At 42.0% G+C, this 14088-nt stretch carries 16 protein-coding genes; 12 read left to right on the plus strand and 4 right to left on the minus strand.

Annotated features, from left to right (window positions below):
• Positions 1 to 183 precede the first annotated feature (183 nt).
• From LY624_RS04355 to metH, 3 genes are read left to right on the plus strand one after another with little or no spacing between them, the layout of a single operon-like run.
• Complete coding sequence (locus LY624_RS04355) at positions 184 to 1131, plus strand: homoserine O-succinyltransferase (RefSeq protein WP_105181396.1); 948 nt, start codon at positions 184 to 186, stop codon at positions 1129 to 1131.
• Entirely contained in the window at positions 1121 to 2188 is a 1068-nt protein-coding gene (locus tag LY624_RS04360; RefSeq protein ID WP_341803937.1) for a homocysteine S-methyltransferase family protein, read from the plus strand. The genes LY624_RS04355 and LY624_RS04360 overlap by 11 nt, the downstream gene beginning before the upstream one ends.
• 9 nt (positions 2189 to 2197) lie before the next feature.
• Entirely contained in the window at positions 2198 to 4828 is a 2631-nt protein-coding gene (gene metH / locus LY624_RS04365) for a methionine synthase (RefSeq protein WP_341803938.1), read from the plus strand.
• 251 nt (positions 4829 to 5079) lie between these two features.
• Here the strand turns inward: metH and LY624_RS04370 are convergent, their stop codons facing one another.
• From LY624_RS04370 to flgA, 4 genes are all read right to left on the minus strand, one after another.
• Positions 5080 to 5505, minus strand: coding sequence for a hypothetical protein (locus tag LY624_RS04370; RefSeq protein WP_341803939.1), 426 nt, complete (start codon positions 5503 to 5505; stop codon positions 5080 to 5082).
• A 188-nt stretch (positions 5506 to 5693) separates the two neighbouring features.
• Positions 5694 to 6122 (minus strand): flagellar export chaperone FlgN, encoded by a 429-nt coding sequence (gene flgN, locus LY624_RS04375; protein ID WP_228074417.1) that lies wholly within the window; start codon positions 6120 to 6122, stop codon positions 5694 to 5696.
• Positions 6119 to 6421, minus strand: a complete 303-nt coding sequence (gene flgM, locus LY624_RS04380) for a flagellar biosynthesis anti-sigma factor FlgM (RefSeq protein ID WP_130151041.1) — start codon at positions 6419 to 6421, stop codon at positions 6119 to 6121. Before flgM ends, flgN begins: the two co-directional genes overlap by 4 nt.
• 76 nt (positions 6422 to 6497) lie before the next feature.
• Positions 6498 to 7259, minus strand: coding sequence for a flagellar basal body P-ring formation chaperone FlgA (flgA, locus tag LY624_RS04385; RefSeq protein WP_341803940.1), 762 nt, complete (start codon positions 7257 to 7259; stop codon positions 6498 to 6500).
• Between the two features lie 104 nt (positions 7260 to 7363).
• On the opposite strand from flgA, the gene flgB reads away from it, so the two are divergent.
• From flgB to LY624_RS04430, 9 genes are read left to right on the plus strand one after another with little or no spacing between them, the layout of a single operon-like run.
• The gene (gene flgB, locus LY624_RS04390) at positions 7364 to 7735 is read left to right on the plus strand and encodes a flagellar basal body rod protein FlgB (protein ID WP_062570290.1); all 372 of its coding nucleotides are present in this window, start codon (positions 7364 to 7366) and stop codon (positions 7733 to 7735) included.
• 2 nt (positions 7736 to 7737) lie between these two features.
• Complete coding sequence (gene flgC, locus LY624_RS04395; RefSeq protein ID WP_062570291.1) at positions 7738 to 8154, plus strand: flagellar basal body rod protein FlgC; 417 nt, start codon at positions 7738 to 7740, stop codon at positions 8152 to 8154.
• Between the two features lie 4 nt (positions 8155 to 8158).
• The gene (locus LY624_RS04400) at positions 8159 to 8815 is read left to right on the plus strand and encodes a flagellar hook assembly protein FlgD (RefSeq protein ID WP_193988435.1); all 657 of its coding nucleotides are present in this window, start codon (positions 8159 to 8161) and stop codon (positions 8813 to 8815) included.
• A gap of 17 nt (positions 8816 to 8832) precedes the next feature.
• Positions 8833 to 10194: a flagellar hook protein FlgE gene (locus tag LY624_RS04405; protein WP_341803941.1), complete on the plus strand. Its 1362-nt coding sequence runs from the start codon at positions 8833 to 8835 to the stop codon at positions 10192 to 10194.
• Between the two features lie 11 nt (positions 10195 to 10205).
• Positions 10206 to 10946 (plus strand): flagellar basal body rod protein FlgF, encoded by a 741-nt coding sequence (locus LY624_RS04410; RefSeq protein ID WP_062570294.1) that lies wholly within the window; start codon positions 10206 to 10208, stop codon positions 10944 to 10946.
• Between the two features lie 15 nt (positions 10947 to 10961).
• Entirely contained in the window at positions 10962 to 11747 is a 786-nt protein-coding gene (gene flgG / locus LY624_RS04415) for a flagellar basal-body rod protein FlgG (protein WP_062570295.1), read from the plus strand.
• A gap of 5 nt (positions 11748 to 11752) precedes the next feature.
• A complete protein-coding gene (locus tag LY624_RS04420) occupies positions 11753 to 12472 on the plus strand; it encodes a flagellar basal body L-ring protein FlgH (RefSeq protein WP_341803943.1) in 720 nt (239 codons plus the stop codon).
• A 9-nt stretch (positions 12473 to 12481) separates the two neighbouring features.
• A complete protein-coding gene (locus LY624_RS04425; protein ID WP_341803944.1) occupies positions 12482 to 13591 on the plus strand; it encodes a flagellar basal body P-ring protein FlgI in 1110 nt (369 codons plus the stop codon).
• Between the two features lie 15 nt (positions 13592 to 13606).
• Positions 13607 to 14083 carry a rod-binding protein gene (locus LY624_RS04430; protein ID WP_341803945.1) on the plus strand — a complete coding sequence of 159 codons (477 nt, stop codon included), beginning with the start codon at positions 13607 to 13609 and terminating at the stop codon, positions 14081 to 14083.
• The last annotated feature ends 5 nt before the right edge of the window (positions 14084 to 14088 follow it).

Genomic DNA, 14088 nt, shown 5'->3' on the forward strand with positions numbered 1-14088 from the left:
AATACAGAATTCAGCGTTTATGATAGGCTTAATATCAAGGTGTTATTTACTCAAAGAGTCATACATTTTAATTAATGACCACTCAGAAATATTACTTCATTTGGACATCTAAACATCTAGAGGTTGAAATTTCTAACTATCCGTTCATAATTAGCAGTCAGATAAGTATGCTCGGAGCCAGCTATGCCCATTACAGTAAAAGATGAATTGCCAGCCATTGCAAAATTACGCCAAGAAAACGTGTTTGTAATGCCAAAAAGTCGCGCGAAAACGCAAGAGATACGCCCAATGCGTTTGGCCATCTTAAACTTAATGCCAAACAAGGTTGAAACCGAAGTGCAGTTTATTCGCTTGTTAGCTAATTCACCGCTACAAGTTAATGTTGAGCTGTTGCGCTTAGATACTCACCGCACCAGTAGTAACTCTGAGCAGCACATGGATACGTTTTATCGCTATTTTTCAGAAGTGAAAGATAATAACTACGATGCCATGATTATCACTGGGGCGCCGCTTGCTCATTTAGAGTATGACGAAGTTGCTTACTGGGACGAGCTAAAAGTTATTTTAGATTGGGCAGAGCAACATGTTACGTCTACGCTGTTTTCGTGTTGGGCGGCCCATGCGGGTCTATATCATCACTATGGTCTTAAGCGCGAACTTAAACCAAATAAATTAAGCGGCGTATTTACCCATAAAAGTTATTTTGACCATGCAGCACTCACTCGTGGCTTTGATGATACCTTTTTAGTGCCACACTCTCGCTATGGTCATATTGATATCGACAAGATCACTGCCTGCGATGATTTGGTGGTGTTAGCTGGATCTGAGCGAGTAGGCGCCTACTTAATTAAAAATAAATCGGGTAGCCAAGTGTATATTACTGGCCATCCAGAGTACGATGCCCATACCTTAAAAGGGGAGTATTTACGCGACCAAGAAAAATCAGCGGATGCGCCTAAGCCAGAAAACTACTTCCCTGACGATAACCCAGACAACGAACCGTCGAAAACGTGGCAAAGTCATGCCTTTTTATTGTTTTCGAATTGGTTAAACTATTATGTGTACCAAACTACACCGTATGATATTAACTTAGTTAGCCAAGATGTAAGGACTAACAACTATGCCGAGTAATGCAGTGAATAAACGCGAACAATTAACCGAGGCGCTAAAACAGCGAATTTTAATCCTCGATGGCGCGATGGGCACCATGATCCAAGAACATAAATTAGAAGAACAGGATTATCGCGGTGAGCGCTTTAAAGACTGGCATGTACTTATTAAAGGCAATAACGATTTATTAAGCCTGACTCAGCCAAAAATCATTGCGGATATTCACCGTGCCTATTTAGAGGCGGGGGCTGATATCATCGAAACGAATACCTTTAATGCCACGACTATTTCGATGGAAGATTACGATATGGCGAGCCTTAGCCGCGAAATCAACCTCGAATCAGCGAAACTTGCACGCAGCGTGTGTGATGAGTTTGAAGCAAACGATCCTAGCAAACCGCGTTATGTAGCTGGTGTACTAGGACCAACATCAAAAACCTGCTCTATCTCTCCAGATGTAAACGACCCGGGTTACCGTAATATCAACTTCGATAAGCTGGTGGCTGCGTATGTTGAGTCGACACTAGCACTGATGGAAGGTGGTGCTGACCTTATTTTAATAGAAACCATCTTTGATACCCTTAATGCAAAAGCGGCTTCGTTTGCCGTAGAAGAAGCATTCGAGCAAGCTGGTCGTAGTTTGCCTGTGATGATCTCAGGCACCATTACCGATGCCTCAGGCCGTACTTTATCAGGGCAAACCACAGAAGCATTTTATAACTCAATTCGCCATATTAAACCGCTATCAATTGGCCTTAACTGCGCCCTTGGCCCTGACTTACTGCGCCAATATGTTGAAGAGTTATCGCGCGTTTGTGAAACCTTTACCTCGGTGCACCCAAATGCAGGTTTGCCAAACGAGTTTGGCGAATATGATTTAGAAGCTCCTGAAATGGCAAAAGAAATTATTGATTGGGGCAAGTCTGGCTTTATCAACATTGTAGGTGGTTGTTGTGGCACCACACCGGCTCATATTAAGGCGTTTGCGAAAGGCCTTGAAGGTGTTAAACCTCGCCAATTACCTGAGCTTGAAGTGCGTATGCGCTTATCGGGCCTTGAAGCGTGTAACTTAAACTAGGAAACCGACATGACTGACCAAATTGCTGTATTTACTAACGTCGGTGAGCGTACCAATGTAACAGGCTCGGCTAAGTTTAAGCGCTTGATCATGGAAGAAGATTACGAGACCGCTCTCGATGTTGCCCGTGAACAAGTAGAAAATGGCGCGCAAGTAATTGATATCAACATGGATGAAGCCATGTTGGACTCGAAAGCGGCGATGGTAAAGTTTTTAAACTTAATTGCCTCAGAGCCAGATATCTCAAAAGTACCTATCATGGTCGACTCATCTAAATGGGACGTGATTGAAGCGGGCTTAAAATGTATTCAAGGTAAGGCCATTGTTAACTCAATTTCACTTAAAGAAGGTGAAGAGCCGTTCATCCGCCAAGCTAAGCTAATTAAACGCTTTGGTGCTGCTGCGGTGGTTATGGCGTTTGATGAAACCGGGCAAGCAGAAACTGCTGATCGTAAGTTCGAGATTTGTCAGCGTAGTTACAAAATACTCGTTGATGATATTGGCTTTCCGCCAGAAGACATAATTTTTGACCCGAACATTTTTGCCGTCGCAACGGGCATTGAAGAGCACGATAACTACGCTGTTGAGTTTATCGAAGGTACGCGTCGAATTAAGCAAGGTTTACCGCATTGTAAAGTGTCGGGGGGGGTATCGAATGTGTCGTTTTCGTTCCGTGGTAATAACCCAGTACGTGAAGCTATTCACTCTGTGTTTTTATACCACGCGATTAAAGCGGGTATGGACATGGGCATTGTAAATGCGGGCCAATTAGCGGTTTACGACGATATTCCCGAAGAGCTGCGCAAAGCAGTGGAAGATGTGATCCTCAATACCGACCCAGGTGCTGGTGAGCGACTAGTTGAACTTGCACCAAAATACTCAGGTATGGCGCAAGCAGAGAAAGTTGAAGATTTAGAGTGGCGTACTTGGCCTGTTGAAAAGCGCCTTGAGCATGCTTTAGTTAAAGGCATTACTGAATACATCGATGAAGATACCGAAGAGTGCCGTAAGAGCAAAGCTAAGCCTATCGAAGTGATCGAAGGCCCGCTTATGGACGGCATGAACGTAGTAGGTGACTTATTCGGTGCGGGTAAAATGTTCTTACCTCAGGTTGTTAAGTCAGCTCGTGTAATGAAGCGCGCTGTAGCCTATCTTGATCCTTTCATTGAAGCCGAAAAAGAAGAGGGTGCAACCAATGGTAAAGTGGTTATGGCAACCGTTAAGGGTGACGTACACGACATTGGTAAGAATATCGTAGGCGTGGTACTGCAATGTAATAACTACGAGGTAATTGACCTAGGTGTGATGGTGCCGGCAGAGAAAATTTTGCAAACCGCCATTGACGAAAAAGCCGACATTATTGGTTTATCAGGGCTTATTACCCCATCACTTGATGAAATGGTGCATGTTGCTAAAGAAATGACCCGTCGTGGTTTTGAATTACCGTTACTGATTGGCGGTGCAACAACTTCTAAAGCGCATACCGCGGTTAAAATTGAGCCTCAGTATGATAAAGGTGTGGTTTATGTCAATAACGCCAGCCGCGCTGTTGGGGTGGTTTCTAACTTATTGTCGAAAGAGTTAAAACCAGCATTTTTAGAGAAAACCAAGGCTGAGTATGAAAAAGTACGTGAACAACAAGCGCGTAAAAAGCCACGCTCAAAACCAGTTACTTTACAGCGTGCTCGTGACAACGCAGTAAAATTGGATTGGGACAACTACACACCACCTGTGCCGAAAAAGCTGGGTGTGACTGAGTTTAAAAATGTTTCGATTGCGACGTTAAGACAGTACATCGACTGGACACCTTATTTCATGACGTGGTCAATCGCTGGTAAGTATCCACGTATTCTTGAAGATGAAATTGTGGGTGAACAGGCTAAAAGCTTATTCGCAGATGCTAATGCAATGCTTGATGAGCTAGAGCAATCAGGTGCACTACAACCTCTAGGTGTCATTGGTTTATTCCCTGCAAACCGAGTAGGGGATGATATTGAGATTTACACCGATGAATCGCGTACAACGCTTTTAACTACATCGTGTCATTTACGTCAGCAAACTGAAAAAACCGAGTTTGCTAACTACTGTTTAGCTGATTATATAGCGCCTAAAGGCACCCCAGATTACTTTGGTGCGTTTGCGGTTACCGGTGGTCTTGAAGAAGATGATCTTGCTGATGCCTTCGATGCTAAGCAAGATGATTACAATAAGATCATGGTTAAAGCCGTTGCTGACCGTTTAGCAGAAGCGTTTGCTGAATATTTGCATGAGCAAGTACGTAAAGAGTATTGGGGCTATGCGGTCGATGAAAACCTTTCGAACGATGAACTCATTCGTGAAAACTACCAAGGTATTCGTCCAGCGCCAGGTTATCCTGCTTGTCCTGAGCATACAGAAAAGAAGAAAATCTGGCAGTTACTTGATACCGAACAACGTATCGGCATGAAGCTAACAAGTTCATACGCAATGTGGCCAGGGGCGGCGGTATCAGGTTGGTATTTCTCTCATCCTGAAGCTAAATACTACGCGGTGGCGCAAATTCAACAAGATCAGGTTGAAGATTACGCAAAGCGTACCAACATGACACTTGCCGAAGCTGAGCGTTGGTTGTCGCCAAATTTAGGCTACGAGCCAGAATAGTAAACAGCCGAGTATGCAAATACTCGGCTTTTTTATTGTGCTTAGATTTGCATGATAGAGTCTTAATTTGAGGGTGTGGTGCTAAAAGCCGATACTCTAAAGCGATACTTAATTGTGAATAAGGCTAAGTACCTAACTTTAACTTTCGTACTTTAAATCTCATACGATGCATCAGGTTAATCCTTCTAACGGATGGGGTTAAACTTTGTAAAGCTTTTCCGTAACTTCATCTCGTTTAATCACTTTCGTTGTTATGAGTTATCTCTACTCTCCATTGATTCAAGCCATAAATTCATTCTTTCTTGTTCATCACACACCGCTTTTTCAAGGTATCGCTCAGAACCATCGAGAAAATACTTGACGGTAACCTCATTTATTATCCAACGATTGTCTTCTTGATTAAACGAAATGTAGTAATCAAGAGGGACTCCGCTGGTATTGGTACCGCTTACTAATAAACACCCATCTTTATCATCAATTGACTCTTTAGTATCAATTATTTTGGTAATTTCTGTGGGGAATTTTGCTAGAGGATCAACAAATGCTGTTTTATCAGTTATGGATCTTGCTTCCACTAAAGCCTCCCAGAGCTCTTTTTTTAGTAAAGTTTGCTCTCTAGGGGTGCCGTACAGGGATTTATATTTATTGAAGGAATCGAGCAAGTCATTATTATGCAAAGTATTATTACTTGAACTGCAGCCAAATAAAAAAGTGCTTAATATGAAAAGTAAATATCTCATTAAACTTAGGTGCGAAAATATTAATTTAACGTCATCTAATTCTAACTTATAAATCTAGATTAGCTTTATTAAAATAGAAAGCACCACACCAATAAACTGATGTGATGCTAGGGGAGGCATAAAAATTAAAAAGGTGATTCAGGGTAAGCGGTTTTGCTTTGTGTGCCTGTTAGTCTGTGCAGTAACTGTTTTTGTCTGGCTAGTAATAAACCTGAGCGTTCGTTAAGTGCCTGACAGTGCTTTGATTTAATGACTAACTGCTGCATTAATGTTTGTGTTGTTTGTTTGATTTCTTTTGGCAACTTTTCAACTAACATCATTAAGCCTTCTTTACCTTGTGCAAGCCCTAAACTTTGTAAATAGCTATCACGGCTTAGATGGTTTTTATCTAAAGACTGTAAAACAGCAGACATCTTGGCGTTGTGCTGTTGTAATGTTGTATCTCGCTCGCTTAGAAGCACATACTGCTGTTCAAGTGCACTAATAAGTGAATCAAGCTTGCGTACATCGTGTTGTAGGCTTTCAATAAACTGCTTAATGCTGTTTATGGTCATTTTTTATGAAACTCTAGTAGGGCATTGATTAATGTATCTTGGTCAAGTGACAGCTCACCATTAGCAATAGCGGCTTTTACTTTTGCTACTTTTTCAAGGTCAACATCAGGCTTTGACGCTAAGTCTTCAAAGGTATTATCGATTGTTTTACTAAGCGAACTAATTTGCTCTGCGCTTGCTTGCTTGTTCGCCGCGGTGTGAGATTTTTTACTGATATCTTGACTGCCCGAATCAATAAAGTTGTTCACTTTTGCAGCTTGCTCAACATGACTACTGCTACCTTTGTTGTTTATGTTCATTATCAATCCCCAATTAATTTTCTACTAATTTTGTAAAGCGACCAAATTTATCGATTTCTTAAATTTATTTTTAAATTTATAAAAGTGTTGCTTTTACAACCCCTTTATCAATCACTTGGCCTTCAACAATTTTACCAGAACTGAGGTTTTTTACTTTGATCATTTGGCCTCTAATTCCTTCCTCAAGTGCAATTGCTTTTACACTTGCAGTAAAGGAGCTTGTGCTGATGAGAAGTTTTATATGCTGCTCTTTATTGACTAAGTAGTTATTTTCGAGCTGTCTGCGAGTGACTAAATCGCCTTGCTTAATGTTTCTTTTAACTGTCATTCCAATCAATTCAGTTGTGCTCGTTTCCATACCGTAAACGTGTTTTGCAATGTTAATGGAGTCATAGTTTAGTAACTCATTGCTCAACACTTCGCCGCGTTGTAAGTCACGTTTAGCAACGACTAAATTGAGCCACAGATCAACTTTTGCGGTGGCTCTAAATTGCCAAATGGGATCTGCACAGCTGACGGTCAGACGAATTCTACCTGCGGGAATGGAATTGGGTTTTACCCTGTTTATTGATAACTGATCACAGCTAAGCTCTTTTGCTGCAGCTGGAATGTATAACGCAATTTTTTTTTGCTGACCTTGCTTGTTTATGCTGCCCAAGTAATGAGTTATTTCGTTATTTATATACCGTTTAATCTCTTTTTGAAAATTGCTTGCTAAGACATTAGCTGAAAATAATAAGGAAATAATTCCAAAAAAGAGGAAAAAAGCACCATTCCGTATCGGAAGTATTGCTTCCGCTTTTACGTGCCTTAGATTGAATTTTTTACAGTAACTCATTGAAAAATATGTCTTATAAAATTTGGCATAAAGGTTGTTAATAGCCTTATACCGAATTCAAAATGTGCAAACGAGCATACAAGACGTAGTCAGTTGAGGCAACAATGGCATTATTTGATAAAGCGTTAGGCGTACACCCATTTGCTATGCAGTTGAGAATAGACAGAGCTGAGGTTATCGCAAGTAACCTCGCAAATGTTGATACCCCAAATTTTAAAGCAAGAGATGTGGATTACCAGCAAATTTTGGGCGATGTCGCAGCGAGTATGGAGCATAACAATGATGTAGGCTTTGCGGGAATTACTGCCAATGAGCTGATGTATCGTGTGCCGTATCAAGCATCCAGTGACGGTAATACCGTAGAGCTCAATGTCGAGCAGGCAAAATTCTCTAACAACAGTATGGATTTTCAGACCAGTATGACCTTTCTAAACATGAAAATCAGTGGCCTGCATAAAGTAATCAAAGGAAATTAATAATGTCTTTTAATTCTATTTATGACATTAGTGGCAGTGCAATGCGTGCTCAAGTCATGCGCTTAGATACCATTGCTTCTAACCTTGCTAATGCTGACACGGCGGCGTCTACCGAAGAGGGCGCGTATAAGGCGCTTAAGCCGGTTTTTTCTGCCATGTATAAAGACTCTTTTGATCAGCAAAATGTGGCGGCTGCTGTCAATACCATGGGTGTGACAGAGTCTAATCGTACTGTTGAGCAACGTTATGAGCCTAACAACCCACTTGCCAATGATGATGGCTACGTCTTTTATTCAAACGTCAATGTACTTGAAGAAATGGCAGACATGATGTCAGCAAGTCGTAGTTATCAAACATCCGTTGATGTTATGTCGCGTGTTAACAGCATGCAGCAAAGCATTCTTAAATTAGGACAGTAGCACCATGGATATCGCAAATACCACACAAAGCAATAACAATGCTGCCAATGTAAGCTCAAGTATTTCAGGGAATGTTAACTCGGCAGAAGAAATGTCGACCATGTTTTTAGAGTTGCTGGTGGCACAGATCAGTAATCAGAATCCGTTACAACCTATGGACGGAACCGAATACGTTAGCCAACTAGCTGAATTCTCAAATGTTGAATCATTGCAAAGTATAAAAAATAACACCAGCGCGAGTTTAGATAACAGTAGCAGCATGTTAGTCCTTGAAGCGACTAACTTAGTTGGTGAAACAGTGACAGTGCCAGCGGATGTGGTTGCTTTAGAAAAAGAGGGCAAAGTGTCGGGTCTTGTTAACTTATCAACACCTGCTGATTCAGTCACTGTGCAACTTTATGACAGTAATGGCCAGTTAGTTGAAGAAAAACAGTTGGCATACAGTGGTGTGGGTTCTTTGAATTTCGAATTTGATGAACAAGATGCGGGTGGCTATTCGATTAATGCTTTTTCGACAACCAATGGTGTTTCACAACGCCTGACACCTTGGCTAAATGGTGAAGTAGAGCGCGTCTCTGTGGGTAGCAGCAGCGACGATATTTTATTGCAAGTTGATGGCTTAGGTAATTTTGCCTTAACCGATATTAATCAAGTTGCCTAGACTAAAGAGGAATAATTATGTCTATGTTTAATATAGGTTTAAGCGGCCTTAAAAGCACTCAAACAGGGTTAGAAGTAACAAGTAATAATATCGCTAACTCATCAACTTCTGGTTATAAAACCGGTAATACAGAATTTGCCGCAGTTTATAATGGTGGTAGTCGTGGTGGTGTACGTGTTTCAGATATCAAAGAAGACTTTGTAACTGGTGGTGATATTGTTAGAACAGGTAACGCACTTGATATTGCAATTGATGGTCAAGGTTTCTTTGCTATCTCTGAAGGTAATCGTATTGCTTATACGCAAGCAGGGCAATTTACCCTAGATAACGAGCTTAATATTGTCAATGCAAACGGGGCAAAGCTGCAAGGTTATGGCGTGAGTGATGCTGATGCGGCTGGCGAAGCTGAGATCATCCCAGGTGTGTTAACGGACCTTAAAGTACAAGGTGCGAACATTCCAGCTGTCGCAACTGATGCAATTGATTTTCATGGCAACTTAAGCTCTGCCAGCGACATTATTTCTTATCCTGTAGCACCGAATAATTTTGATCCTACCGATGGCACACAGTATAACTTTTCACAGTTAACAGAAGTATTCGATTCGCAAGGTAACAGCCATGTATTGACTCAATACTTCAATCATACAGCTGATAACCAATGGCAAGTAATGTACTTTATGGATGGTTCACCACTACCAGCAAGTGCACTGGGTACCCCCGCAGGGGCTGTGACTGATACTCAGGATGTTGTTGTAGATGGCAATGTTGTCACAGCAGGTGTTGTTAATATTACCTTTGATGCCGATGGGCAAATGCAACCGCTTGATCCAGGCTTTACGCCTCCTGCGCCGCCAGCACAAGAAGATGACAACGTTCTTGACCCTTATAGTCAACGTGAAATTACCATGGCTTTCCCTGTCGGGGGCGGTGCTGCGCCAATGTCTTTAACGCTGGATATGGCAAAAACAACGCAGTTTGGTACTAATTTTAATATTCTTGAAAATGATGCCAGTGGCTATTCAGCAGGTACTTTCTCAGGTTTATCAGTTGAAGAAGATGGCAAAATTTTCGCCACATTCACTAACGGAGAATCTAAGCTTCAAGGGCAGGTTGTACTTGCTTCGTTTGCAAACACAAATGGTTTAGAAGCGGGTGATAATACGGTTTGGTATGAAACCCGTGACTCTGGTGGTGCCTCATACAGTGAGCCAGATAGTGGCACAGTTGGCGGATTAATCGCAGGTGCGTATGTTGGCTCTAATGTTGATATCAGTGAGCAGTTAGTCGGCTTAATGTCGTTCCAACAGAACTACCAAGCAAATGCGAAAACCATCAGTAGTGCTGATGAAATGATGCAAATTTTATTTAGTAATACTTAAGGTTTCATCTTATGGAAAAGTTAATTTATACCGCTGTCTCAGGGGCTGAACTAAACAATACAGCCTTAAAAGTAACAGCCAATAACTTAGCCAATGTAAGCACCGCAGGTTTTAAAGCTGATTTAGAGCAAGCGCAATCAATGCAAGTTACAGGCAGTGGGTTTCGCACTCGTTATCACGCACAAATGTTGCCAGTCACTACCGATTTATCAGCGGGTCCTATGATGGACACTGGCAGAAAACTGGATGTTGCTCTTAGCGATGGTGGTTTTTTAGAAGTGATTGATGACAATGGCGAACCTGCTTATACGCGCTCTGGCAACCTTGAAATTGATGCCGATGGTTTCTTAACCGTAAACAATCGCCGTGTGCAAAGCAATATCGGTGATATTCAGTTAGGGGATTTTGCAGAGTTAGAAATTGCTCCTGACGGTATCATTAATGTGGTTCCGCTCGGTGGTGGTGTTATCGCTGAAGAAGCACAAATTAAACTTGCTAGTACCGGTGATGAAGGTGCGGTGATGGTTAAAGGGCGTGATGGTTTATTTCGTGCTGAGAACCTTGAGCCGCTAGACATGGATGAAGCTATTCGTTTGCGTACAGGTGTACTGGAAGGGTCGAATGTGAATGCGGTTCAAGAAATGATTAAAACAATGAATATCAGCCGCCAATTTGAAATGAATATCAACATGATGAAAGCAGCTGATGAACTGGCAAACAGTGGTAATAAGCTGGTTAGCGGTCGCGGTTAGGATGTGGAGTGAATAATGAATTCAGCATTATGGGTAAGTAAAACAGGGTTAGCAGCGCAAGACTTGCGTATGACCACAATTTCAAACAACTTAGCGAATGTGAGCACGGCTGGTTTCAAAAAAGACCGTGCCGTATTTGAAGACCTATTCTACCAAGTACAGAAGCAACCAGGCGCACAAGCAGATGACTTGAATCAGTTACCGTCGGGTATTCAGGTGGGAACTGGGGTGCGTATTAATGGTACGCAAAAGCAATTTACTGAAGGAAGCTTTGAGACAAGCAGCAATCAATTAGATGTTGCGATTGCAGGGCAAGGCTTTTTTCAAATTGAAAGCCCAGATGGTGAGCTACTTTACACGCGCAATGGTCAATTCCAATTAAATTCAGAGTCTTTATTGGTAAATGGTAACGGCTTACCGCTTGCGCAAAATATCGCCCTACCAGAGGGGACAACTAAAGTCACCATCGGTCGCGATGGTACAGTGAGTGCAGTTGTTGATAATGGCGTTGAGCCAATTGAATTGGGTCAGTTATTAACGGTTAATTTTGCAAACCCTGCTGGCCTAGAGAGCTTAGGTGGTAATCTTTACCGTGAAACAGCAGCCTCAGGTGAAGCCATTGAAGGTGTGCCAGGTGAAGAAGCATTTGGTGAATTACAGCAATTTACCATTGAAGGTTCGAACGTCAGTGTTGTTGATGAAATGGTAAGTATGATTGCGGTACAGCGCGCGTACGAAATGAACGCTAAGGTCGTATCTGCAGCTGACGAAATGTTGCGTTTCATTAATCAGAATGTGTGATTGCTATGATTAAGTTAAGTGCTACTGTTTTATTGGTTATGCTGCTAGCAGGGTGTAGCAGTACCGATCATGAACAATATGTGCAATGTAAAGTTGTTCATGGTGAACCCAAGTGCCCGATTCAAAAACAATCCAGAGCACGCGAAGACTATGAAGTCGCTAAAGATGCGTATCAAGTAGGCTTAAATTATGAAAACGGTAGCCTTTACAGTGACAACTATATGTTTTCTCTGTATTCCGATAAACGTGCTTATCGAGTGGGTGACATTTTAACGGTTGTTTTAAATGAGCGCACACAGTCGAGCAAAAGTGCTGATAGTAACTTAGAAAAAAATACTGATGTTGATGTGTCGGTGCCTTTAGCGGGTAACTTGAATGTCGCTGATTTTAATTTAGGAATAGGTTCAAGCACTGAATTTGATGGTGGTAGTAGCGCAAGTCAGCAAAACTTTTTAAGCGGTGCAATTACAGTGCGCGTTATTCATGTGCTTTCAAATGGCACATTAGTGATTAAAGGACGCAAACAGATTCAGCTAAATCAAGGTGATGAATACATTGAAATGGAAGGCCTCGTTCGCCCAGATGATATTGACGTAGCTAACCGCATTTCATCATTAAGAGTTGCCGAAGCACAAATTAGCTATACAGGTAGCGGCACACTAGCCGATGCATCAAGCCCAGGTTGGTTTACTTCTTTATTTAGCCGTTATTTAAACCCATTTTAGAGCGTAGATATGAAACAGATACTTTTACTATTGCTTGTTCTTAGTAGTTGCTTTACGCCAGTGCAAGCAGAGCCGTCTTCACGCCAGCTTCTTGAGCTGGTTGATGTATTAGGAGTAAGAGACAATCAGCTTGTAGGCTACGGCTTAGTGGTTGGTCTAGCTGGCTCTGGCGATAAGGCACAAGTAAAGTTTTCTGCGCAATCTTTGAATAATATGCTTAAACAGTTCGGCGTCACAATGGATGAAAGCCGTCTGCCTAAATCGAAGAATATCGCAGCGGTTGCTGTGCATGCAACACTTCCTCCTATGGCCAACCCTGGCCAAGCAATTGATGTAACGGTTAACTCTTTAGGGGACGCCAAAAGCCTTCATGGGGGGAGTTTAATGCTTACTCCTTTAAAGGGCATTGATGGCAAAGTATATGCACTGGCGCAAGGTAACCTTGTTGTAGGTGGTACGAATGCCAGTGGCCGTAATGGTTCATCTGTCACAGTAAACGTCCCCACGTCGGGGATTATTCCTGACGGTGCGATCATTGAACGTAACACGGCTGATATGTTCAAGTTGCAACCTGATGTAATTTTGAATTTAAAAGAACCCAATTACCAAACCGCTCGAAACATTGTTAAAGCGATCAATAAAGTTTTTGGGCCATCGGTTGCAAGTGCTGAAAACTGGGGGCGTTTAAAAGTCAGTGCGCCAATCGACCCTGATAGCCGCAACACTTTCATGTCAATGCTTCAAGACATTCGTGTAGAACAAGGCTCTAAACAGCCACGTGTTATTTTTAATAGTCGTACTGGTACGGTCGTGATGAACGAGTTGGTAAAAGTGAACCAAGCTGCGGTAAGTCATGGCAACTTGACCATTACGATAACTGAAATGGAAGGGGCTTCACAGCCTAACGCATTTTCGAATGGCAGAACGATGCCATTGCAATCGAGTAATATCGATGTGCAGGAGCAACACAATGGTATGTTACTGATGCCGACAGGGACTTCGCTGGATGAAATTGTAAAAGCAATTAATGCGCTTGGTGCTACACCGAGTGAGTTAATGTCAATTCTAATTGCGCTTGATAAGGCTGGCGCCTTAGAAGCTGAACTACTCGTGATTTAATAAGGGGTCAATACAGTGACTATTGAGTTAACCAAGCCGGATTTTAATACCTTACAATCGCTTGCTATCGATCCTGGTCAAGTTCAGCAGCTTATAGCTAATAATACGCAAGAGGAAGGAATTCAAAAGGCTGCGGAGCAATTTGAAGCTATTTTCTTGCAGTTGGTTTTGAAAAACATGCATGCTGCAACCGAGGCCGTGTCATCACAAAATGGCTTTTTTGCAAGCAAAGAGCAACAGCAATTTCGTGATATGTATGATGCCCAAACAGCTCAGGAGCTAGCTGCAAATAACCAGTTAGGTTTAGCTGAGGCAATCGTTCGTCAATTTAGAGAAAAGTTTACACCGGTTGAAAATAAATTTAAGGAAATGGCACAAGTTGTCGCTGAACATAGTAAAGAGGTGAATGAAGTTGAGGCAGCGCCTGCGCCTGTTGAGCGTTTAAGTGGCCCTGCATTCGCTCAATCACTTAATATTATTCCGATTAGGTAATTGCT

Origin of the sequence: Pseudoalteromonas sp. N1230-9 (assembly GCF_032716425.1) — a bacterium.
GTDB lineage: Bacteria > Pseudomonadota > Gammaproteobacteria > Enterobacterales > Alteromonadaceae > Pseudoalteromonas.